Annotated in this window: 19 protein-coding genes; 10 read left to right on the forward strand and 9 right to left on the reverse strand. The window is 60.8% G+C overall.

The features are described from left to right. Nucleotides 1–455 precede the first annotated feature (455 nt). Both tmaR and AB5Z05_RS16835 read left to right on the forward strand, forming a co-directional pair. On the forward strand, nt 456–773 hold the full coding sequence (gene tmaR / locus AB5Z05_RS16830; protein ID WP_127006015.1) for a PTS system regulator TmaR: 318 nt from the start codon (nt 456–458) through the stop codon (nt 771–773). A gap of 207 nt (nt 774–980) precedes the next feature. Beyond that, complete coding sequence (locus AB5Z05_RS16835; protein WP_368152300.1) at nt 981–4064, forward strand: transglycosylase domain-containing protein; 3084 nt, start codon at nt 981–983, stop codon at nt 4062–4064. Between the two features lie 109 nt (nt 4065–4173). Here AB5Z05_RS16835 and yidA read toward each other — a convergent pair whose 3' ends face one another. From yidA to AB5Z05_RS16855, 4 genes are all read right to left on the reverse strand, one after another. Next, nucleotides 4174–4983: a sugar-phosphatase gene (yidA, locus tag AB5Z05_RS16840; protein ID WP_043825990.1), complete on the reverse strand. Its 810-nt coding sequence runs from the start codon at nt 4981–4983 to the stop codon at nt 4174–4176. Nucleotides 4984–5097: 114 nt separating this feature from the next. Continuing rightward, nucleotides 5098–6771 carry a FapA family protein gene (locus tag AB5Z05_RS16845; RefSeq protein ID WP_368152301.1) on the reverse strand — a complete coding sequence of 558 codons (1674 nt, stop codon included), beginning with the start codon at nt 6769–6771 and terminating at the stop codon, nt 5098–5100. A gap of 250 nt (nt 6772–7021) precedes the next feature. Next, entirely contained in the window at nt 7022–8170 is a 1149-nt protein-coding gene (locus tag AB5Z05_RS16850; protein WP_368152303.1) for a competence/damage-inducible protein A, read from the reverse strand. Nucleotides 8171–8223: 53 nt separating this feature from the next. Further along, nucleotides 8224–9462, reverse strand: coding sequence for a DUF3391 domain-containing protein (locus AB5Z05_RS16855; protein WP_204419726.1), 1239 nt, complete (start codon nt 9460–9462; stop codon nt 8224–8226). A 144-nt stretch (nt 9463–9606) separates the two neighbouring features. On the opposite strand from AB5Z05_RS16855, the gene metA reads away from it, so the two are divergent. After that, nucleotides 9607–10554, forward strand: a complete 948-nt coding sequence (gene metA, locus AB5Z05_RS16860) for a homoserine O-succinyltransferase (protein ID WP_019446225.1) — start codon at nt 9607–9609, stop codon at nt 10552–10554. Here the strand turns inward: metA and AB5Z05_RS16865 are convergent, their stop codons facing one another. Continuing rightward, nucleotides 10555–11073, reverse strand: a complete 519-nt coding sequence (locus tag AB5Z05_RS16865) for a cyclin-dependent kinase inhibitor 3 family protein (RefSeq protein ID WP_368152304.1) — start codon at nt 11071–11073, stop codon at nt 10555–10557. A gap of 143 nt (nt 11074–11216) precedes the next feature. Here AB5Z05_RS16865 and AB5Z05_RS16870 point away from each other — a divergent pair, with 143 nt between their 5' ends. Next, nucleotides 11217–11687 (forward strand): Lrp/AsnC family transcriptional regulator, encoded by a 471-nt coding sequence (locus tag AB5Z05_RS16870; protein ID WP_005336001.1) that lies wholly within the window; start codon nt 11217–11219, stop codon nt 11685–11687. A gap of 91 nt (nt 11688–11778) precedes the next feature. Here the strand turns inward: AB5Z05_RS16870 and AB5Z05_RS16875 are convergent, their stop codons facing one another. Continuing rightward, nucleotides 11779–13743: an LTA synthase family protein gene (locus tag AB5Z05_RS16875; protein WP_368152306.1), complete on the reverse strand. Its 1965-nt coding sequence runs from the start codon at nt 13741–13743 to the stop codon at nt 11779–11781. 259 nt (nt 13744–14002) lie between these two features. Between AB5Z05_RS16875 and AB5Z05_RS16880 the strand changes: the two genes are divergently transcribed. Next, nucleotides 14003–14260 (forward strand): DUF2442 domain-containing protein, encoded by a 258-nt coding sequence (locus AB5Z05_RS16880; RefSeq protein WP_005335997.1) that lies wholly within the window; start codon nt 14003–14005, stop codon nt 14258–14260. Here AB5Z05_RS16880 and AB5Z05_RS16885 read toward each other — a convergent pair. After that, entirely contained in the window at nt 14257–14517 is a 261-nt protein-coding gene (locus AB5Z05_RS16885) for a hypothetical protein (protein WP_368152307.1), read from the reverse strand. The two genes, AB5Z05_RS16880 and AB5Z05_RS16885, sit on opposite strands and share 4 nt — an antisense overlap. Here AB5Z05_RS16885 and AB5Z05_RS16890 point away from each other — a divergent pair. Together AB5Z05_RS16890 and AB5Z05_RS16895 are read left to right on the forward strand one after the other, a co-directional pair. Further along, nucleotides 14506–16473, forward strand: coding sequence for a TonB-dependent copper receptor (locus tag AB5Z05_RS16890; RefSeq protein ID WP_368152308.1), 1968 nt, complete (start codon nt 14506–14508; stop codon nt 16471–16473). The genes AB5Z05_RS16885 and AB5Z05_RS16890 overlap by 12 nt on opposite strands. Nucleotides 16474–16582: 109 nt before the next feature. Then, nucleotides 16583–18211 carry an alpha-amylase family glycosyl hydrolase gene (locus tag AB5Z05_RS16895; RefSeq protein WP_368152310.1) on the forward strand — a complete coding sequence of 543 codons (1629 nt, stop codon included), beginning with the start codon at nt 16583–16585 and terminating at the stop codon, nt 18209–18211. Between the two features lie 84 nt (nt 18212–18295). On the opposite strand, the gene AB5Z05_RS16900 is transcribed toward AB5Z05_RS16895, so the two are convergent. Next, entirely contained in the window at nt 18296–19735 is a 1440-nt protein-coding gene (locus AB5Z05_RS16900; RefSeq protein WP_368152311.1) for a RimK family protein, read from the reverse strand. Nucleotides 19736–19921: 186 nt separating this feature from the next. Between AB5Z05_RS16900 and AB5Z05_RS16905 the strand changes: the two genes are divergently transcribed. The 3 genes from AB5Z05_RS16905 to AB5Z05_RS16915 are packed head-to-tail and all read left to right on the forward strand — an operon-like array spanning nt 19922 to nt 21523. Next, a complete protein-coding gene (locus AB5Z05_RS16905) occupies nt 19922–20443 on the forward strand; it encodes an N-acetyltransferase (RefSeq protein ID WP_257691146.1) in 522 nt (173 codons plus the stop codon). A gap of 31 nt (nt 20444–20474) precedes the next feature. Beyond that, nucleotides 20475–20720, forward strand: a complete 246-nt coding sequence (locus tag AB5Z05_RS16910; protein WP_108541674.1) for a DUF3624 domain-containing protein — start codon at nt 20475–20477, stop codon at nt 20718–20720. Between the two features lie 56 nt (nt 20721–20776). Next, nucleotides 20777–21523, forward strand: a complete 747-nt coding sequence (locus tag AB5Z05_RS16915; RefSeq protein WP_368152313.1) for an SDR family oxidoreductase — start codon at nt 20777–20779, stop codon at nt 21521–21523. Between the two features lie 61 nt (nt 21524–21584). On the opposite strand, the gene AB5Z05_RS16920 is transcribed toward AB5Z05_RS16915, so the two are convergent. After that, nucleotides 21585–23057, reverse strand: a complete 1473-nt coding sequence (locus AB5Z05_RS16920) for a C69 family dipeptidase (protein ID WP_368152315.1) — start codon at nt 23055–23057, stop codon at nt 21585–21587. Nucleotides 23058–23478 lie beyond the last annotated feature (421 nt).

Below are 23478 nucleotides of genomic sequence, written 5' to 3' on the forward strand. Positions count from 1 at the left end.
TGTCACGCCGGGGGTCGCGGGTTCGAGTCCCGTCCGCTCCGCCACTAATTTGAAGGCCTTCCCGATTGGGAAGGCCTTTTTGCTATGGGCGATTTTGTTCATAAGACCCACAGATTTGCACACCAGAATCAACACAAAGCCCAGTCTGACCACCGGGCTTTTGTATTTTTAGCGTGTTAAACCGCCAGTGTTAGCATTTATCTGCAGGAAGAGAACTAAAACCCTGTCACCTCCACCATTTTCTATCTATATCAAGCCCTTATCTGATGGATTACTTGCCATTTTAACTGGTTTACTTTTGGCCAAACTCTGTTCATGGTGCGCGATTAGGGTTGTATCTCGCTTATAACTCGGTAGAGTAAGGGCATCTTGAGTTTGCCTGTCCCGCGCCTAGCTTGCCGGGTTCCAGGTGTAACTTGGCCAGTTTTTATCAACCTTAAGTCAGTGGTATCGATATGGAACAAGTAAACAAGTCCACCTTCAGCGATGTACTGGAATATGTGCGTATGTCCCGTCGCCAGAACAAACTCAAGCGTGAAATTGCGGATAACGAGAAGAAGATCCGTGACAACCAGAAGCGCGTGCTGCTGCTCGACAACCTGAGCGACTACATCAAGCCGGGCATGAGCATTGATGATGTACAGGCGATCATCGCCAACATGCGTGCCGACTATGAAGAGCGCGTGGATGACCACATCATCAAGAACGCCGAGCTATCCAAAGAGCGCAAAGATCTGAGCACCAAGCTGAAGGGCATGAGCTCTCACAAATAAGCGTTGCGCTTCGCTTAAGAGACACCGGCCACTGGCCGGTGTTTTGTTATCAGCTCGGATCTCTGCCACTCCTGCAACAATCGGCTCCCCTTTTTAGAATTGCCCTGTTACCATCACCACAAAGCGGTCAATAGTTTCAAGCCATTGACTTGAAAAGGCTAAGCTTGAGTGAAACACAATAAATTGCGCAACCATGGTGGGGCTGATATGGGCGCATCAGAACAGACGGATTTGACACAAGTGGCATCTCAAGATTCATCTGTCCAGACCTCGGACGGGAACCCAAAGCGCAAGCGCCGTCCCTGGTGGCGTTGGCTGTTCTGTTTTCTCTTTTTATTGTGCCTGGGGGCGGTGATCGCTCTGGTTGGCTATGAGATGAAAACCTCGAAGCTGCAATCTCAGGAGATCTCCCGCTATGCCGCCAAGCTCACCTATCAGGTCGAGCCTGGCCAGAGCAAGCAGATCACCTTCCCTGAGGATGGCCCGTTCGACAAGCGGCTCGGCTATGTGCAACTGCCGATGATGCAGGAGCGTTTGCTTCAGCGGGGCTATGAAGTCAGCAAGCAGGTGTATTTCTCCGACGCGCTCTATGACTACGCCAGTCGTGGCTTCTTCGTGCCCTATACCGAGAAGGTGCAGGCTGGCCTGACGTTGCACGATTGCCGCGCAGAACCTTTCTATCAATTCAAGTATCCGACCCATCACTATCCGGATTTTGCCTCGATTCCGCCGCTCGTCATCCAGTCGCTGCTGTTTATCGAGAACCGCGACTTGCTGAGCAACGAAGAGCCGTTGGCCAACCCGGCGGTCGACTGGCCCCGTTTTGCCAAGGCGGCACTATCTCAGGTGGGCAAGGCGCTCGATATGCAGGATCAATCTGCCGGTGGCAGTACTCTGGCGACCCAGGTGGAGAAGTATCGCCACTCGCCGGATGGCCTGACCCTGTCGCCGACCGAGAAGATCCGTCAGATGGCCTCTGCCAGCGTGCGGGCCTATCGTCTCGGGCCGGAAACCCTCGAAGCGCGCAAACTGGTCGCCTGGGCCTACCTCAACTCGGTACCGCTCTCGGCTGCGCCGGGATATGGTGAAGTCCATGGTCTGGGAGATGGTCTCTGGGTCTGGTTTGGTGCCAACGTCGATGATGTGAACCGTCTGCTGGATCCCGCCCGCAACCAGAATGCGCCGCTGGCCGAACAGGGGCTTGCCCTGCGTCAGGTAGTCTCTTTGATGATTGCGCACCGCCGTCCCTCTTACTATTTGGCTCAGGGGCGAGAGGCATTGGCTACCCTGACCGACAGCTACCTGCGCCTGTTTGTGCAGGAGGGGATGATCACGCCACCTCTGATGGAGGCGGCGCTCAAGGCCAAGATTACGTTTCGTGATTTCCTGCAGTCCCCGGCTATCACCAGGGTGAATAATAACAAGGGGTTGCAGGTTGCCCGTACTCGCCTGAGCCGCCAGCTCGGGGTGCAGCTCTATGACCTCGACCGGATGGATCTGACCGCCGATACCAGCCTCAACATGCCGTTGCAGAACGAAATATCCCGTTATCTGCAACAGCTGGCCGACCCGACGTTTGCCGCTCAGGTGGGACTGTTTGGTGAGCGCCTGCTCTCGCCAGAGAAGACCGGCGATGTGCGCTACAGCTTCACCCTGTTCGAGAAGTCGCCGGAAGGGTTCAAGGTGCGGGTGCAGACCGACAACACCGATCAGCCGTTCGATATCAATGAAGGCTCCAAGCTGGAGTTGGGCTCAACCGCCAAGTTGCGGGTACTGACTACCTATCTGGAGATTGTGGCCGAGCTGCACGACAACTATGCCGGGATACCGGTCGAGAATCTGCGCAAGCTGGCTGCCGTCTCTCAGGACAACCTCAGCCGCTGGGCCATCTCCTATCTGATGACGGCTCAGGACAAGAGCCTCCCTGTGATGTTGGAAGCGGCGCTGGATCGCAAATACTCCGCCAGCCCCAACGAAGGGTTCTTTACCGGTGGCGGCATGCACACCTTCAACAACTTCCGCCGCGAGGATAACAATCGTATTCCGACGTTGCGTGACTCTCTGCGTGAGTCGATTAACTTGCCCTTTGTGCGGCTGATGCGCGATATCGTGCGCTACAGCCTCTACAAGGAGGGCAACCGTGCCCAGTTGCTGAAGGATGACAAGGATCCCCGCCGTCAGGAGTATCTGGCCAAATTTGCCGACAAAGAGGGGCAGACCTATCTGCTGCGCTTCTGGCGCAAATATCGCGGCAAGACTCCCGAGGAGCAGCTCGATACCTTCCTCGACGGTCTCAAGCCGAGTGCGGTACGTCTGGCGGCGGTTCACCGCTACCTGATGCCGGAAGCCAGCGAAGCCGCATTTGCTGCCTTCCTGGCGGAGCGGTTGCCGCGGGAGAAGCTGAGTGCGAAGCGGGTCAATCAGCTCTATGTGAGCTATGGCCCGGGCAAGTATTCACTGCCGGATCAGGGCTACATCGCCCGGGTGCACCCGCTGGAGCTGTGGTTGCTGGCCTATCTCAAGGAGTTCGACAAGGCGACCTTTGCCGACGCGGTGGCGGCCAGTCGTGACGAGCGGCAGGAGGTCTACAGCTGGCTGTTCAAGACTCGCCATCGCAGTGCCCGTGACAGCCGGATCCGCACCATGCTGGAGGTTGAAGCCTTCCTCGATATCCATCAGCGCTGGGCCAAGCTCGGTTACCCGTTCGACCATCTGGTGCCTTCGCTGGCGACCGCGTTGGGTAGCTCCGGCGATCGTCCGGCTGCACTGGCCGAGCTGATGGGGATTATCCAGAATGGCGGTATCCGCTCGCCAACCTTGCGTATCGAGCATCTCTCGTTCGCCAAGGGGACGCCCTTCGAGACCGAGTTTGAGCCGCAGCACACCGAGGGTACCCGGGTGATGCCAGCAGAGGTGGCGGCCGCCCTGCGCAGTGCGCTCTCCAAGGTGGTTGAAGGGGGCACGGCAAGACGTATCGCCGGTGCCTTTACCCTGCCGGATGGCACTGTGCTGCAGATGGGGGGCAAGACCGGGACCGGGGATAACCGGATTGAAACAGTGGGCCGTTATGGCAACGTGACCAGCTCGCTGGCGCGCAACCGCACCGCAACCTTCGTCTTCTATCTGGGTGAGGATCACTTCGGTACCTTGACCGCCTATGTGCCGGGTAGCCAGTCTGACAAGTTCCGCTTCACCTCGGCACTGCCGGTGCAGGTGCTCAAGGGGATGGCTCCCCTGCTGACGCCTTACCTGCAACCTGGCTCCCATACCCAGTGTCTGGCGAACCAGTGATGCGAGCGAATTACCGCTCATCACGCAGATAACTGACCAGAAAAAACGGGGAGGCTGACAGCCTCCCCGTTTTTATTTCCTCATCGGACGCAGCAGCGCTCGATTGCGATCAGGCGTTCAGTACGAACTGCTCGATCACCTGAGCCACGCCATCTTCATCATTGCGGGCAGTGGTGTGCTGGGCGAGAGCCTTGATCTCGTCGGTGGCATTGCCCATCGCAACCCCGAGGCCTGCGTATTCGATCATGTGGCGATCGTTGCCCGCATCCCCGACGCAGATCACCTGAGCGGCGGTCAGGCCCAGGTGCTCGGCCAGCGCGGCGACGCCAGTTCCCTTGTTGCTCTGCTTGTTCATGAATTCGAGGAAGAAGGGGGCGCTCTGTACCACGGTATAGCGCTCATAGAGCTCAGCAGGCAGTCGCTCGATGGCGCGGGAGAGCTGGGGCGGCTCGTCGATCATCATCACCTTCATGATCTGCTCGTCGGCAGGCAGGGTAGCGAAGTCGATCAGATTGATCGGCATGCCGATCAGGCGGGATTCGTGCTCGGTGTAGGTGCTGACACGGGGACTGATGAGGCCCTGGGTGACCGAGAAACCGTGAACGTTCACTTCCAGCTCGTCAGCCAGTTTGGCGACGGCGCTGGCGTCACTGCCGGTCAGCAGCTGGCTGCGGATGATGCGCTGATCGGCCACCTGTTGTACCAGGGCGCCGTTGTAGCAGATGACGTAGTCATGCTCTGTGGTGAGGCCGAGCTCTTCCAGATAGCGGCTCATCCCTTCCAGCGGGCGGCCGGAGGCCAGCACAACTGTTACCCCTTTGGCGCGCGCGGCGCTGATGGCGGCGTGGGTGCGGGGAGTAATCTGGCCCTGCGGGTTGAGCAGGGTGCCATCCATATCCAATGCGATCAGCTTGTACATCTCTCACTACCTGAGTCTGGGTGGCCCGCCCGGTGGGGCCAAGGAAGTGGCGAGTGTAGCGAAAATCGGCGGCGGGATCACGACCGGTTCAGCGATGGGGCCGTGCCTGTTGATCTATTTGTGCCCCTCGTAAGGGGTCATCTCCAGGGTTTCATCATGGATGGTCAGACGGGTAGGGCCTCGGGTGATGGTAACCTTGCGTTTGAAGCTGGCCATCTCGACCTCGATGCCGGAGTAGAGGTGTTGGGTGGCAATGACCTCCATCTGAGCCATCAAGTTTCGCAGCTCCTCCTGGTTGGCGGTGAGCTGCTCATCGAGCTGGGCCAGTTCGGCCAGCTGATGGTCCCGGATCGGTTTGAGCTTGCGCAGGGTATCCGGATTGCGCTTGTCGCCGGGCAGTTGCAGCAACTTCATGACCAGCTCCTTGATTTTCTCCAGCTGGGCCTGACACGCCTGCTGGCGCAGCTTGAGCTGGTGTTCCTGCTCCTTGTGGGTGAAGTAGCCGCCGAGGATCTGCAGCCGGGTATGATTGGCGGCCTCTGCCCCCAGGCTGGGAGCCATGATCAGGCGATTGGCAATGCTGGTGCCCCCCAGCAGAGTGCCTTTGCGCATGTTGCTATCGCCCACCTTGATGTCTTGTCCGCTGCGGGAGTAGCAGTGGCTGAGCTGGCTCTGGATCTGGATATCCCCCCCCGCTTCCAGCTGGGCATATTGGGCGTAGCTGGCGTGGATCTCTCCTTGTGCATTGAGCTGGCAAAGGTACTCCCCCTGCTCGTTGCGGCGGCCAATGATGCCGTGGCGTACCGTGATGCAGCCCCCCGCCTCGATCCAGCCCCCTTCGATAAAGCCGCCGATGACGATATCACCGCTGACCCTGATCTTCATGCCCGGGTTGACGTCGCCGCTGACGATTAAGCCCCCTTCAAAATCAATGTGGCCGTGGCGGGCATCAACCTGTTTGACGCTGAGCACCTCGTCCACCTTCATGCCTGCTTTCTCCTGACAGGGCAGGCCAGCCCGACCGGCAATCAGCAGGTCGGGATCGTCGGGGGAGATGAAGGTGCCCTCGCCAGCGCTCATCTGACTGTCTTTGCCATCTTTGGCGGGCAGGTCCTGACCGGTCACGGTAAAACCGGGTACCCCGACGGTGGCCGGATGACGGCGCATCAGCGGAGCGCCGGCCTTGACGGTGACGATGGAGCCGAGATCCCGCAGGTCGACCTTGCCATGCCCCAACTCCTGCGGTTTGAGGATCCGTTCGGCCGGGGTCTCCACCAGCCGCTCATAGCGAGTGTCCTGACCATTGACGGCAGGCTGGCCGTTGGCAATCACCAGCTTGAGCTGACTGCCGGGGGCGGCCTCCTTGGCCGACTGGATGGCAGCGGTGAGCAGTTGCTCACTCACCCCCTGTTTGATTTCGCTGATGGCGATCGCCTCTTTCAGCTGTTCCAGCGTCACATACTTGCCCCCCCAGTCGGCAGTGATCTGGGCGATGGCGCTCATGCGATCCTTCTCCACTATTACGGTGAGTCGGGCATCCTGACGCTTGCCGACAGGGATGGGGTTGGCGGGGACGGGGACGGGGGCGGCAGGGTTGGTGAGCAGGGTATTAAGCAGGCTGATGGCCTGTTTGATCCCCTCGGGCAGCGGCTGATAGCGGCGACAGTTGGAAGCGAGCAGCAGAGCCTGCACATCCTGTTCCGTGACAGGTTTGGTGAGACCGGCGGCAATCCGCAGGCAGACCAGTTCCATATCGCTTGATAGCAGCAACCACTCTTTGCTTAACACCGCATCTCCTTGCTGGATGAGAACGGAACGATCGGCTCGCTCCTCTACTGTCATTTAATCTCTCAATGATTAATAAAGCGAGTCACCAACCCTGAGAGTGGGCAGTATTCAGATATTTCCTCTGAATGGTCAATGAATTGAAGTTAAATCGGTGATGGCGGCCGGATAAATATGGGTGCTGTTTGGCAATGGCGTGAAAAGGCGGATCGCAGCGCCAGCAACATAGGGTCGCTGGCAGGGGCGGTAGTTATCAGCTGCGCTGGGCTGTTCTGGCCAGGGTGAGGTAATCGCCGAGTACCGGCTCACCCAGCATATGGCGGCGCAGCATGTCGAGGGCGGCAAAGGCGAGGATCTTGCGGCGGCTCTCCGGGTCGGGGTGGCTGACCTTGACCGTCTGACCGATGTGCATGCCATCGGCGCTGAGCAGCAGTGGCACCCCCTCTGCACCCTCTCGCCCAATGGTCAGTTGCAGGCCTGCATCGGTTGTCGGCAGTTGTGCCAGCTCATTGGCCAGTTGCGTACTGAAGTTGGCCTCCAGCCGGGGATGGCCGTGACAAAGCGCCAGCAGGGCGCCGCCACTCTCTCCCTCCAGCAGAGCCAGCGGTTTGCCTTGCAGCAGCGCCAGGATCTGTTGCGCAGGTTCCGTATCTCCGCTGCCAACCAGCCAGGGGCGGATCGTATCCAGCAGTCGGCGTTCTGCACTCTCCATGTCAGCGGCACTGGCGCCGTGGCAGATCAGTTTCAGCTCGATAAGGGGCATGGAGGAGCGGTAACCCAGCTCGATGCCGGCTGGCCAGGGTTCGGCATCCAGCATATCGCTGAGCGCCGACTCCGAGACGCCGAAGGTGTAAAAGCGACGCAGCTCGGTATCGACTTGTGCCCCGGCCAGCTGTTTGAGGCGCGGCAGAATTTGCTCGCGCACCATCTGCTTGAACTCGAACGGCACGCCCGGGGTGAAGAAGAGCTGACTCTGGCCATTTCGCACCACAAAGCCGCAGGCGGTGCCAACCGGGTTGTCGAGGATCTCGCTCCCCTGCGGCAACCAGGCCTGTTTGGCATTGCTTTGTGCCATGGGGCGGCCACGGCTGGCGTAGCGCGCTTCTATGGTAGCGAGCCAGTCGGGGAAGAGGGTGAGCGGTTGGTCAAAGGCCTCGGCGGCAGCCTGAGCGGTCAGGTCGTCGGCAGTGGGCCCGAGCCCGCCACACACCAGCACCACCTCGGCGCGGCTGGCACTCTCTTGCAGCACCGTTTTCAGGTCGGCGAGGTTGTCCCCTACCGTCAGGCGACGGCGCACCTGCCAGCCCTGTTCCAGCAGCAGAGCGCTGAGCCAGGCCGCGTTGGTATCCACCACCAGACCCGTCACTATCTCGTCTCCGGTACTGATGATCTCGATACGCATGGCAGGCTCCTTGGGTTAAACGGGTGGCAACGGTTGGCCTCGGGCCAACACAATCAGGCTTTGTTGTGCTCGAAGTAGTAGCTGATCCGGGTACGCGGATTGAGGTACTCGAACACCGCCGGCGGCAACCGCTTGGGATGGATCACCTTGGCGATGGAGAGTTCGGCCTGCTGCAGATCGATGATGGCCGCTTCCTGACGGGGAATGCGCGGATCGTAGACCAGCACCGAGGGGTAGAGCAGGCGGGAAGCGTTGACCGACATCACCAGCCCCACCTGACCGTTGGAGAGTTGCACCACGCTGCCGGGGGGGTAGATCCCCATCAGCCGGATCAGCATGCTGAGGTACTCCGGATTGAACTGCGCCTTGCGCTGCTTGTAGAGGCCGCTCAGGGCCGAGTAGGGCACCTTGGCCTGCATGTGGCAGAGGTTATCGTACTCGTTGATCAGCGACACCATCTGGGTCAGCGGATCGAGCTGGCCACCCTTGAGCCCTTCCGGCCCGCTGCCATCGAGATATTCGTGGTGATGGAGCACGATCCCCTTCGCCTCGGCCGGAAAATCTTTGGCCAGATTGAGCAGATCCAGCCCGTAGCGCGGGTGCTGGGCCATCAGGTTCTGCTCCGGCTTGGTGAGCGGATCGGTCTTGCGCAGGATCTGGCTCGGGATCTTCAGCTTGCCGATATCGTGGAACAGCGCCCCCATGCCGACCTGACGGATCTCGTCGGCCGTCATGCAGCACTCCTTGGCCAGCAGCATGCTGAGCACGCTCACATTGAGGGAGTGGAAGTAGAGGTTGTTGCCATCCTCGCTGTCGGAGACCAGATGAAGCACCATCTCGTCCACCGAGAGCAGTTGCTCGGTCATGGCGTTGACCAGCTCCTGCGCCTCGCCGATAGCATTGAGGGGGCGGGACTGGATCTTGCTCATCACGCTGCGCACCTGCGCCAGCGACTGCTGGAACTGTTTCTCGCACTGCTGCAGGTTGCGGCGATAGAGTTGCAACTGCTCGATGCGGCGATCTTTCTCCTGCTGCATCTGGGCCTGGCGCTGGGCGGCGTCTGCGCTCTCTTGTTGCTGAGGCTGTACCTGATTGAGGGGCTTGGGCGGAACGTCGCTCTTGTCGGGAATGATGGTGACCAGTTTCAGGCCGAGACGGCGGATCAGCTCGATCTCTTCTTCACTTTTGATCTTGAAGCTGGAAAACAGGAACGGGTGTTCGCGCCACCCCAGTGGCAGGGATACATAGTTGCCGACTTGCAGTCGATCTACGGAAATCTTGATACCGGTCATTATCTTGGAAGCAGGAGACACACTGAGCCGTATGCTAGTCAAAGGCGGGGGTGAATACAAAAGGTATCTGATGACAGGGCTGGAGCTTTATTATAGGCTTCTGGATGTCCAGACATATTTACCGATGCAGTACAGGGAGTAAGCATGCCGATCAAGATCCCGGATCAGTTACCCGCCGCCGAAGTGCTGGGGCAGGAGAACATCTTCGTGATGACGGAATCCCGGGCCGTCACCCAGAACATCCGCCCGCTGCGGGTGCTCATCCTCAACCTGATGCCAAAAAAGATTGAGACCGAGATCCAGCTGATGCGGATGCTCTCCAACTCGCCGCTGCAGGTGGATGTGGATCTGCTGCGCATCGATGACAGGGAGTCAAAGAACACGCCGCAGGCCCATCTGGAGAACTTCTATCACGACTTCGAGCAGGTGCGCGGCAACAACTACGACGGCATGATCATCACAGGGGCGCCGCTCGGGCTGGTGGAGTTCGAGGAGGTGGTCTACTGGCCGCGCATCGTCGAGATCATCGAGTGGTCCCATCAGCATGTCACCTCCACCCTGTTCCTCTGCTGGGCGGTGCAGGCGGCGCTGAAAGCCTTGTATGGTATGGAGAAGCAGACCCACGGCGAGAAGCTCTCCGGGGTTTATCGCCACCATCGCCTCGATGAGCACGAGCCACTGCTGCGCGGTTTCGATGATGAGTTCGTCGCCCCGCACTCCCGTTACGCGGCGTTTGATGGTGATCTGATCCGCGCCCAGACCGACTTGCAGATTTTTGCCGAGTCAGAAGAGGCAGGGGTCTATCTGGCGGCGACCAAGGATTGTCGTCAGGTGTTTGTCACCGGGCACCCGGAGTACGATGCCCTGACGCTGGACGGGGAGTATCAGCGGGATCTGGCTGCGGGGCTCGACCCGGCCATTCCGGTCAACTACTACCCGAATAACGATCCTGGCAAGACCCCGCGCGCCAGCTGGCGCAGCCATGGTCATCTGCTGTTTGCCAACTGGCTCAACTACTACGTTTATCAGCTCACCAGCTATCGGGTGGAAGATATCGGCAAGGTCTTTACCTACGACCAGGGAGGCAAGTAGTCAGTCGCCCTGCGCCAGCCGCTCGGCCAGCTGGTCGAGCCACTGGCGGTGGCAGGCCAGGGTAAACGCCTTGGGTCTGTGGGCCTTGATGGCGGCCATCGCCTCTAGCTGTGGCTGGCCGAGGGTCATCAGCAGCGCGGCGGCGACCAGACCGGTACGACCGCTGCCCCCTTTGCAGTGGATGACCAGATGTTTGCCATCCCCCAGCAGCTCGCGCAGCTGTGGCAGCGCCTGTTGCCAGGCAGCCTCGAAGTCGGCATCGGGGGCCAGATCATCCTCAATGGGCAGATGGAACCAGCGCATCCCTTCGTGCTCGACCTGCTGGCCGAGCTGCGCCAGTTCGAGTCGGATCAACTCGGCGCTCGTCATCAGGGTCACCACCCCGTGGGCACCGGCCAGCCGCAGTTGATCGAGCGCCAGGGTCAGCGGCACCTGCTGGGTGCCGGGGCAGGGTGTCAGCAGCAGCTGACCGTCGACACGGGGAACCTCAAGGCTCCAGAAGGGGTGATACGGGTGCATGGCGGATCCTCGCGTGGTGGCCGCAGGGCTGCGACCGGTGAATGGCGCCAAGGATAGGCGGGGCAGGGGGGATGTCAATGGCCGTTGTGTTTGCCCCGGTTTACGGGCAGAGTCTAAAAAATTGAGCGGTTCAAGGAGTTAAGATGAGAAACCTGGATCAACTGGATTTGGATATCCTGGCCCATCTGTTTCGGGATGCGGGCATGACCAACAAGGATCTGGCCGCGCTGGTCGGTGTTGCCCCCTCCACCTGTCTGGAGCGGGTGCGTAAGCTGCAGCAGGATGGCGTGCTCAAGGGAGCGCACTGCGAAGTGGATTATCAGGCCCTCGGTGGCCACATTCAGGCCATGGTCTCCCTGCAGTTGGCCCGCCACAGCCGCCAGATCATCGATGCCTTCCGCGATGCCATTCTGGCGCTGCCCGAAGTGATCAGTCTGTTCCACATGGGGGGCAAGGATGATTTTCTGGTGCACCTCTGTGTTTCCGATACCGAGCACCTGCGCAACTTCGTCTTCGATCACTTCACCTCCCGCGAGGAGGTGGTGCACCTCGAAACCTCGCTGGTGTTCGAGCACAAGTTCAGCCGCTCCCTGCCCTGCTTTCCCCAGCCATAACGGTCTGTGGGCCGACGGTATGGATAGATGGAAAAAACCGCCAGCTGGCGGTTTTTTCCATTCTGCTATCGGCTGAATCAGCACAGTTGGCTCAATTGGCGGCGGTGCGTTCATCCTTGGCCGTCTGATAGAGACTCTTCTGATAGGCCATGCTGCCCCACAGGGCAAGACCAAGCGCATCCTCCTTCAAGGCGTCCGGCTGCGCCGCCAGGGTCAGCTTCTCGCTGGCATTGTCGTAGACATAGCCCTCTGCCGCCCGCTCCGGTTGCAGGATCACCACATCCTTGCCGCGCATCAGGGCAAAGTTCTTGTCGTACTGCATGATGGCGCGCCCCGGCCAGTCGGCGGGCATACGGGTCAGATCCTTGCCGAGCATGGGGTAGTCGGCACTGATCCCCATCAGGGAGAGCAGGGTCGGCGCCATGTCGATCTGGCTGACGATGCGCGGATCCTTTCTCGGCGCAATACCGTCGCCCACGATAACCCCCGGAATATGGAAGCGGGGAATGGGCACCAGACTGGCGCCACCGACCCGGCTATCGTGGTCAGCGATGACCAGGAACAGGGTATCCTTCCAGTATTCGGACTGTTTCGCCCTCTTGAAGAACTCGCCGATGGCGTAATCCGCATACTTGGCCGCGTTGTTGCGGGTCTGCTTGGGTTGCTCGAAGAGTTCGATGCGGTTGTCCGGGAATTCGAACGGATCGTGGTTGCTGGAGCTGAACACCAGACTGAAGAAGGGTTTGCCCTCCTTGTGCAGCGCCTTGAAGGTCTCGTCGGCCTTGACCATCAGATCCTCGTCGGAAGCTCCCCAGGAGCCTTTGAATACCGGATTGTCGAAATCCTTCTGCTCGACGATGGTGGTGAAGCCGTTGCCGAGGAAGAAACTGCGCATGTTGTCGAAGTGGCTCTCGCCGCCATAAATAAAGCTGGTGTCGTAACCCCGTTGCTTAAGCAGATCCGCGATGGTGAAGAAGTTGGTCTGGCTCTTGCCGAGTTTGACCACCGACTGTGCCGGGGTCGGCGTGAAGCCGGTCAGTACCGCCTCGATGCCGCGCACCGAGCGGGTGCCGGTGGCGTAGAGCTGCTCGAAGGCCCAGCCCTGCTGCGACAGGGCATCGATGTTGGGGGTGAGCGGCAGGCCGCCGAGGGAGCCGACAAACTGGGCGCCCAGACTCTCCTGCAGCAGGATCACCAGATTCTTCGGTTTACCCCGGAAGCTCGCCTCGTTGAAGGTCTGGCTGGGCAGCAGATCGGAGTTGAAATCACTGGCCGGACGGCCACTCTCCTTGCGCATGACCTCGAGCACCTTCTGAGGGGTCATCTCACCGTAAAACTGGCCGGCATCCTCCTCGGCGCCCATCTGTTTGATGGCAAAGAAGAGGGAGTAGGCGGAGTTGACGGTGAGCGAGTTGACCAGCGGATCTTCGGCAAAGGCGACCATGGCCGGGTTCAGGGCGCGGTGGCCGAGACTGGAGCGGGCACCGAGAAAACCTATGGCCAGAATGAGCAGGGCGAAGGCAGGACGCAGATACCAGCGGGGGAAGCTGAGGCCACGCACCAGACGGCCGCTCAGCCACCAGCCACCGGCCAGCACGGCGCCACTGAAGAGTACCGCCAGCAGCAGCTCGGCTTTGCGGCCCGCCCAAAGCATGGCGAATACCTCTTTCGGATAGATGAGGTACTCCACATAGAGGCGGTTGGGGCGCACGCCATACTCGGTGACAAACGAGGGGGTGGAGATCTCGAGGAACAGCATCAGCCAGAGTCCGACGGTCAGCCAGATGCGCATCAGTTGCAGCCAGCCCCGGCCGATGGCATGGGGGCCTGCCAGCAACAGAGTGAGCATGGCGGGGACACCCCAGACCCAGCAGAGGGTCGCAAAGTCGACCCGGATCCCTTGCAGCAGCATCTCCTGCCAGCCGGCCACGGTATCCACCCGTTCCAGTTGCCAGAGACCGAGGGCGATTCGGCTGAAAGAGAGAGAAAAAAGCGCGAGCGCGCAGAAGACGGCGAAGGGCCAGAACGGGCCGAGTCGCTGTTTTAGATTTGTCATGTTTGTTCCTGAATGAGACTCTAAACGTCTGTCCACAGACGTTTTTTTAGTTGTTGTGAGGTTATGACAGATCGAATTGGTTAAGGTTGCATTCAAGTTTGTTAAAAGTCGGCATTAACACATTTGTCATCTAAAAATGTGATGTCGCGCCACTAATGAGCACAGAATAATCTGCTGGGTAAAATGTGAGCCACAGCGTGTATGGATGGGGAGTTGGTGTTTATAATTGCCGCGAATTATCTCAATCGGAGCCGAAGGGATGCCGGTCTTTATCGATGTCGAGTATGTGCGGGGATGGCGCCTGTTTCTGGTGTTATCGGATGGCACCACGGGTGTGCTGGATCTGACCCCCTGGCGAACCCAGCCGCTGTTTGCAAAGCTTGAGAGCGAGCGTCACTGCGCCCGGGTTTTCATCAACCGTCACCACCAGCTGGAGTGGCCCGTCGGATGTACCTTATCAGCCCATGAGGTCTATCACCTCATCTCTCCCATCGATGAGCGGGAAGCCTTCAGCTAATCCCCATTTTTTGTGAGCCAACGCCAGATTCCTGTTGCTAGAATGTTTGCCCGTTTGCCTTTCTGAGCCAACTTGGGTAAAACCTGCGCAACATTTTGCCAACTTGCCTTCGCTTCACCTGACAGAGGCTTGCCGCTTTCACGCCGCAGGCCTTTTTTGCGGCCTGATGGCAAACCTTTCCCTTGCTGAAAGGTTTGGTTGGTTGAATGAAAATAACAAAATAAACAAATACATAAGGAAAATGTATGGCTTGTCATATGCGCACACCCCTTGCCCTGCTGGTTGGTGGGCTCGCCTGTCACGGCGCTGCCGGTCAGGAACCGGTGCAACAGCTGGATCCCATGGTGGTGGTGGCAACCCGCCCCGCCAGCACACTTGAAGTGACACTGGATCCCAAGAAGCCCGGTTCCCCCATGCCCGCTGCCGACGGCGCCGGTTATCTGAAGAATGTCACCGGCATGAGCATGGTGCGCAAAGGGGGGCTCGGTGGCGATCCCGTGCTGCGGGGAATGGGGATGTCCCGCCTCAACGTGCAGATGGATGGCGGCATGCTGGCCGGTGGCTGTGGCGGCCGGATGGACCCGCCCACCGCCTATGTGTTTCCCCAATCCTTTGACCGGATCCGGGTGCTGAAGGGGCCGCAATCCCTCGAGCAGGGTGCCACCCTGGCGGGAACCGTGCTGTTCGAGCGGGACAGGCCCGAGTTCACCGCACCGGGTCTCAAGGCCGATGCCTCGGCCCTCTATGGCAGCTTTGGCCGTGATGATCAGATGGTGGATATGACGGCGGGCTCGACCGACGGTTATCTGCGCGGTCAGTTCACCCACTCCGACAGCGACGATTACCGCGATGGTCACGGTAACAAGGTGCGATCTTTCTATCGCCGCGAGAACGGCACCGCCCAGCTGGGCTGGACGCCGGGGGAGCACACCTGGCTGGAACTCACCGCCGAGCGCAGCAATGCCCGTGCCGCCTATGCGGACCGCACCATGGATGGCCCCATGTTTGATCGCGAATCCTTCGGGCTGAAGCTCAAGCAGGAGCAGATCACCACTCACTGGCAGCGCAGCGAGCTGACCCTGTGGGACAACTACATAGACCACATCATGGACAACTTCAGCCTGCGGCAAAACAGCGGCATGAAAATGCTCTCCAACCCGGATCGCCGCAACACCGGCGGGCGCTGGGCCAACGATATCGCCCTGCCTGCCGACTGGCTGCTGACCGCCGGGCTCGACAGCAACCGGGATCAGCATCGCAGTCGGAGTGGGGTCGACTATGCCACCAAGGATCGTCAGCGCACCCTGCGTTTCGAGCAGCAGGGCGGCTTCGCCGAACTGGGTCGTCAGCAGGGGGCTCACAGCTACAAGGGCGGTTACCGTCAGGATAGGGTCGAGACCACCCGCTATGGCGCCGGTGAACAGACCCTCTACAGCGATACCCTGACCCTGAACAGCGGGTTTGGCCGCTACGAGTACCAGTGGTCGCCCCGCTGGTCCAGCTATCTGGCCTGGGGGCAGGCAGAGCGGGCGCCGGACTACTGGGAGCGCAGCAAGGACAGTACCCCGTTCACCCTCAACCCAGAGCGCAGTCGCCAGTGGGATGCGGGGCTGGCTTTGCGCAGTCGCGAGCTGGACCTGACCCTCTCCCTCTTTAGCGCCGATATCAAGGACTACCTGCTCTACAACAGCAAGTCGAACCAGGTGCGCAATATCGATGCCCAGACCCGGGGTGGCGAGCTGGAGGGGCGCTGGCAGTTTGCCGAGCAGTGGCGTCTCGATGGTGGTCTGGCGGTGGTCTACGGCGAAAACCAGAGCGACAACAAGCCGCTGGCCCAGATGCCGCCGCTCGATGGCAAGCTGGCCCTTGGTTGGCAGCCAAATGAGGCGCTGAACTTCACCCTGCTGGGGCGCGCGGTGGCGGCGCAGGATCGGGTAGATCTCTGGTCCGGTACCGTTGCGGGTCAGGATCAGGGTGAGACTCCGGGCTTCTTCACCATGAACCTGAGTGGCGCCTGGCAGTTTGCCAAGGGGTGGCAGCTCTCGGCCGGGGTAGACAACCTGTTCGACACCTTCTACTACGAGCACCTCTCCAAGTCGGTGCACGCCAGTCAGGCCGGGCTGGGCTACGAGCAGAGCGGCCGCATCCCCGAGCCGGGCCGTTCCTACTGGCTCTCTGTCAACTACCGCTTTGCCTCGGCAGGGGTGCTCTAACCAGTTGAGTCAGATAACGTTTTCAGTCACAGACACCGCTGTGTGAGCATCGCTATCATGGTGAAAAACAGGCGTATCAGACGCCTGCTCTCACAGCGGGAACATAACAATGAAACAGGGAACGTTACGCTATGGCGGCCTGCTCGGGGCCGCCCTGTTACTTGCGGCTTGCGGCGGCAGCGGTAGTTCAGGAGGGGAGAGCGCTCCCCCCGTTGTCAATCCGCCGGTCACCCACCCTCCGGTCGCCACGGCCAGTCGTGCCTGCTATGGCGACGATCAACCCGCCTGCAACCTGCGCATCTATCAGGTAATGGTGGAGTCGTTTGCCGATGGTGACGGCAGTGCCAACTACGGCGTCGGCTATGGCCCCTCCCAGCACAACGGCGATCTGCAGGGGATCATCGATAGCCTCGACCACATCAAGAGTCTCAACGTCAACGCCATCTGGCTCACCCCGGTGTTCGATTCCTGCGCGGGGCAAGGCGGCGATAACAAGCTCGATGCCACCGGCTACTTCGCCTGCGACTTTTTCACCGTGGATCCCAACTTTGGCAGCAATGCCAAGCTCAAACAGCTGGTGGATGCAGCGCATCAGCGCGGCCTCTACGTCTTCCTCGACGGGGTGTTTGGCCACGTCAACAAGGTGGGGGTGAGCAAGCCCTCGCCAGAGGGGCGTCTGCCAGCCCTCACCAGCGGCGGTGCGGGTTATCCCGGCCAGCTGGTGGATTACAGCAAGCCGGAGAGCCTCGCCTACTTCAAGGAGGTGGCCCGCTACTGGGTCGAGCAGTACGGCATCGACGGCTGGCGCCTCGATCAGGCCTATCAGCTTGGGCTGGATGATTGGCGTGCAATTCGCAGCGAGGTGGAGCAGGCCAGCGCAGCGCGCAAGGCCGCCGGTCAGCAGTGGGGCACCCTTGGCTACATGGTGGGTGAGGTGTGGAAGGGGGCTGACGACATTCGCGCTCAGGCTTACGGCAGCAGCGACAATCCGGCGCTCTCCTCGGCCTTTGACTTCCCGCTACGCTACGGCATCCTGCAGGCGCTGGCGGTGGAGGAGTCCGGCAAGGGCGGGCAGGGGGCCAGCGTGCTCGATGCCAGCTGGAACAAGGTGGAGAACTACCCGAATCACGCCATGCCGAACCTGATGTTGGGCAACCACGATCTGGTGCGTTTTGGCGATCTGCTGGAGCGCGGTAACTTCAAGTCGACCGAGTACTGGCAGCGCCACAAGGCGGCCTTCAGCTTTATGGCGGCTCGCTCCGGCCCGATTACCTTCTACTATGGCGAGGAGTTTGGCGACGAGGTGCCGGGCTTTGCTGCCAAGGTTGGTGGTGACTGTGCGGCGCAGGGCTTGTGCGACGACCATGTGGCCCGTAGCGACGGCAAGGTGCCCGCTGTCACCGGCTTTGTGCCAAGTAGCGAACAAGCCGAGCTGAAAGAGTGGCTGGCCCAGCTGCTGGCGATGCGTGCCGCCCACCCCGCTCTCTATCAGGGAGAGCGAGTCAAACTGGTGGCCGAGGGCAGTCTCTATGGTGACATCAAACAGACGGCGGGGGAGCAGATAGTCTACCTGCTCAACCTCTCCACCACGGCGCTCAGCTACAACCTGCCAGCGGGCAAACTGCGCAGCGGCAGCGCGCTGGTGGATCTGCAAAGCGGCGAGAGTCTGGCTATCGGCGGCAGCAGCGTAACGGTGGAGATACCGCCCTTGAGCGGGCGTTTCCTGCGTCTGCAATAAGTCAGCCACAGCACGCTTTGATATGAGAGAGGGCCCCGTCGCGGGGCCCTCTCTGTCATTGGGGGTGACAAGGTCATGGCGGGGTTATACGGTGGTCTGGCCCCTGTTTTCCAGCCGCTGGCGAAAGGCGCGGGCCAGTCGTTCGTAGAGATCCTGCGCCTCCATGTCTTCGATATCGCCGCGGATCCAGGGGTTATCGACGATCTCCAGCAGCACGCAGTCGCGCCCTTGCTGGCGCAAATCGAGCCCGTAGAGGCCATTGCCGAGCTGATGGACTGCGCGGCGGGCGGTCTGCAGTACCCGCTCCGGCACCTCGTTGAGCGGCAGCGCCTCGATGCGGCTCATGTCGAGGGGGTGCTTGCGGCGGCGGATGCGGTTGCCCGGTTCGGGCCGGTAGCGGCGGCAGGCAAACAGCGGCGAGCCATCGAGAAAGCCGATGCGCCAGTCGAACTCGGCGGGGATCCGGCTCTGCACCAGCAGCAGGGCGGAGCGGCCCAGCCCCTCGTCCAGCAGCCGGGCCAGCTGTTGCTCGTCGCTGGCCAAGGCGAGATCGCGCCCCTGTGCGCCGTCGGGCACTTTCACCATCAGCGGCAGGCCGAGCCGTTGCACCAGTTCGTCCACATGGTGGCGGCCGCGGCGGGTGACCACCATGGTGGGCGGCATGGGCACGCCGCTGCGCACCATCAGCTCGTAGAGGTAGAGCTTGTTGCTGCAGGCCAAGATGGCGCGGGAGCTGTCGATCACCGGCATCTTGAGCTGTTCGGCGCGATGGGCAAATTCGAAGGTGTAGTGGCCGACCGCGGTTTCGGCGCGCAGCCAGAGGGTGTCGAACTCCGGCAGCCGCTCGATGGCCGACGGTGGCAGGATCTCGGCCCGGATGCCCTGGGCGGCGGCAGCACGGATAAAGCGCTCCAGCGCCAACCCGTCACTGCTGGCGCGGCCGTCATCGGGATCCACCAGAATGGCGAGCTGATAGAGCGGCGCCGCCTGCTCCTCATCACCGGTCCCCACAAGCGCTTGGGCGTGGTGCCGCATCAACTCTTTCTCGCTCTGGCTCAGCTCCAGCGGCGACAGGCTCTGCTGCTGGCGTACCGACCAGCCGTGGCGGCCGCGCTTGAGGGTCAGCTCCTGCAGCGGCAACTGGCTGAGGCCATAGTAGTAGCGGGCCAGTCCCGCCAGCTCGCTCTGTTCACACTGGCCGAAGATGGCACGTACCCGGATCCGATCCTCGCTCTGCTGGGCCAGCCACCCTTGTGCCTTGCGCCACAGTTTGGCCGGTGGCTGCTGGGGTTGCAGTCGGCTGATAGCCTGCAGACCCGGCAGACAGTGGTGGCCGCGTGCCTGGGCCAGCAGCGAGCAGTAGTAGCCTGCGCTAAGGTGTTCCAGATTGCGGCAGAGGTTGATGATGCGGGGTCGGCCGCCGGTGGTCGGCACGCCATGTTGCAGATAGGTGCGGGCGGTCAGCAGATAATCGGCATGGCAAGGCCAGTCGCCCAGCTCTTCGACGATGACATAGGTACTCATATTTTCGGCTCCACAGATCAGACTGCCTGAACAGGCAGGATCCCCAGTGGGCTTCGATGCACCGACAAGCACGACAATGGCGCGAGGGGAAACAAGAGGTTACAGTGCCTAATATGACGCCTTGGTAACTTGTGATACAAGTCGCATTTTTGGTGCTGAGGATAAATAACCGAACAAGGACTCCCCGTGTTGACCGTACGTGCGGCCCGAACCGATGATCTGGGCGCCATCGTGAATCTGGAACGCTACTGTTTTCCTCCCGAAGTCGCCTTTGGCCGCAGCCGCTGGCACTATCTGCTGGCCCACGCCAAGGGGCGCACCCTGTTGCTGCTGGACGAGAAACATCAGCTGATGGGCTATCTCTGCCTGCTGGAGCACAGAGGCTGGGATCGGCTGGTCATTCAGGCGCTGGCCATCCGCTGGACGGTACGTCGTCTGGGCTGGGCCCGACGTCTGCTGGAGCAGGTGATCCGCGAGGGCAAGGTCGCTGGCTGGGGGGCGATCCGGCTGGAGGTGGCGGACGCCAACGAAGAGGCGCTGGCGCTCTATCAGGGATTGGGATTTCGTCCCCAGCAGCGGCTGGCGGACTACTATGGCCGCGACCAGCACGCCCACCGGCTGGTGCTGCCGCTGGTGAGCGACGAGGAGCGTGAGCGGCGCAGAGTGGCTCGCTTTCAGGCGCGCAAGCCATCTTCACAGGCCAACTGATCATGTTGCACGAGCAGAATCGAGGAGCAGGATGAGCTGCGACAACTGTCTTGCCACCGCCATCAGGGCCAAGCTGGGGCGCTGTCCGGTCTGCGCTGGCCAGACCTTCGTCATCGGCCTGACTGGCTGGCTGGTCTGGTGGTGGTGCGGCGCCGATACCTCGGTCAACGCCCTCACCGGCCTGCTGTTTGCGCTGGGTGGCTCGGGCCTGTTGCTGCTCCATCTGGTGGTATTTGTCTGGCGCAAGGCGACCGGACGTGAATTGAGCGATGAATGAATCTGAATAGATTCAAACAGATAAATAACAATATCGGTGTAGATATGGAGGTTCAGATGATTGCAATGGTAACGGGCGCCTCGTCCGGGTTTGGTGAGTCCATCAGCCGTCAGCTGGTGAAGGCAGGCTACAAGGTGATCGGCACCGGTCGCCGTGCCGAGCGGCTCGCTGCGCTGGCTGACGAGCTGGGCGAGCAGTTCCTGCCGCTGGCGTTCGACGTGCAGGACAAGGCGGCTACCCGCGCCGCCATCGCCGGCCTGCCAGCCGCCTGGAACGAGGTGGATCTGCTGGTCAATAACGCCGGTCTGGCGCTGGGGCTGGAGCCGGCCCACAAGGCGGATCTGGAAGATTGGGAGCAGATGATCGCCACCAACATCAGCGGTCTGACCCTGCTCACCCGACTGCTGCTGCCGGGCATGGTGGCGCGCAATCGCGGTCACGTCATCAACATCGGTTCGATTGCCGGCACCTACCCCTATCCGGGTGGTAACGTCTACGGCGCCACCAAGGCGTTCGTGAAGCAGTTCAGCCTCAACCTGCGCGCCGATCTGGCGGGTACCGCCATCCGCGTCACCAACGTGGAGCCGGGCCTGTGCGGCGGCACCGAGTTCTCCAACGTGCGCTTCCACGGTGATGATGCCAAGGCGGCCTCCGTCTATCAGGGGGTGGATTCGATCCAGCCGGAAGATATCGCCAATACCGTGCTCTGGGTGAGCCAGCAACCGGCTCACGTCAACATCAACAGCATCGAGATCATGCCGGTGGCGCAGACCTTCGGCCCGCTCAATATCAGCCGTCGCTGATCGTTGCATTGGCTGAAACGAAAGAGGCTCCCGTGGGAGCCTCTTTGCGTTGGCGAGCCGGTCACAAGCTCATGATCTTCTTGAACTCCTCCGGCGAATACTTCTTCTCGGTGCGCTTGGTCAGATCCGTCATCAGCTTGTAGCGCAGAGTTTTGGCCATCTGATAGGTCTGCTCCAACTGGCCATAGGAGTAGTCGGCGGCCAGCTCGATGGCGGTAGCCTTGTCGCTGGCATAGGCCTGCTTCAGGCTCTTGTCGAGGACGGCGACCTCCTTGTAAAGCTTGCTGCTCTCCTTGCTCCAGACGCCGCGCAGCAGCGGCAGGTACTTGTCCGGATCGGCGCTGGCCAGCGCGGTCAGGCTGCGGAACTGCCAGTAGGCGGAATCATCGGAGTAGCTGTCGCTGCCGGTGCGATAGGGCAGGGGGTAGGATTCCAGGGTGTTGTAGAGCGGCACCATCACAGATTCGGCCAGCACGCCGTAGCTCTGCCAGATCAATCCCTGCAGCTCTTTGGGCATCTCCTTGCGCAGCTGGATGACGTGAGATTCCAGCTGGCGATCGATGCGGATCGGCCGCTCCGCCTTGCCCGCCAGCGGCGTGCCCTCATAGGTGGCGCTCAGCAGTTTGGCTACGTCCGGCACGGCGATGGGGGCATCCGGCTTCATAAAGAGCGGATATTGCGCCTGCCGGGTCGGCTGTGGGTGGCTGGCGGTCAGCATTTTCTGGCCAAGCCACTCCCGATCCACGTTGTAGGGGTCGGCAATCACCCCGAACGCCTTGGCGAAGTTGAACTCTTTCGGATCGGCGTTATCCAGCAGTTTGTGCTCGCGCACGAACTCCAGCAGCTTGGGCGAGTGCAGCACATCGGCGCTGTCGAGATTGACGCCGTGGATGCGCAGGCCGTTGGCCACCATGGCGTAGCTGTCGTCCGGCACCCGCACCGCGATCCAGTGGTGGCCGGAGCCGATCTCCATCAGCCAGGCCTCGTTCACATCCGCCAGATAGAGGCTGTTGCCCTCACCGGCGCCATATTGCTCCACATAGCGGCCAAGCAGCTCGACCCCCTCTTTGGCCGTCCTGGCCTGCGGCAGGATCAGGGTGGGGATGATGGCTTCAATCACGCCCTTCTCGATCAGCGGATCGGCTTTCTGGGCCTTGTCGTTGACCTCGGCACTGGTGGTGGCCGAAATGGCGACGTTGAACTCGTTGATGCCGCGCTCCTCGTAATATTTGCCTGCCGGATCGCTGGTGGTGGCATCCCAGTCGTGGATGGCGGAGTAGGCGAAAAATGCCTTGGGCATCGGCACTTCCAGCCCGTTGCCCAGTTTCCAGACTTTGCCCTCGTTCTGCTGCGCGGGCCGGAAGGCGAGGTACTTGTTCCAGTTGTTGACGCCAAAATCCTCGTTTCTGGCGATCATCACACTGCCGTCGGCGCTGGCTCCCTTGCCGACGATGAGGCCGGTACAGGCGTCGGCACTGGTGCCAAGCAGGGTGAGCAGGGTGGCGGAGAGAAGACTCAAGGGGTGTTTTTTCATAGGTGTACCCGAAGGGTTGCGGTGAGTGAGAGCCAGACGAGGGGATGAGGTGTGTGGAGGTTGCAACTCCGAACTGGCAGCGGAGTGAGCACGACAGATTGGTCTGCCTGTTATTAGTTTTTCGAACAGATCATCCATGACACGGCTGGCTGGTTGTGATGTGCGCCAAAATTGTATTCCCGAGTGGTTGTTTATTTTGTGATCGAACGACTGTTCCTGACTTTTCTCTGGCATCGTGGCGCGTGGACGGCAAAATGTGCCAAAACAGCGTGAGCTGGCAGCAGATGAGTCATGATTCTGACGCCTGCTTGCGTGGGATGCGTGGTGAGATCCGCCATATCTCTGGATCTCGCACTATCTGACAAGTTGGCCTGTAACTTGCTGGTTTAATTGATAATGGTGGGGCCTGACGCCCCATGTG

The organism is Aeromonas sp. R2-4, from assembly GCF_040908365.1.
Taxonomy (GTDB): Bacteria; Pseudomonadota; Gammaproteobacteria; order Enterobacterales; family Aeromonadaceae; genus Aeromonas; species Aeromonas veronii.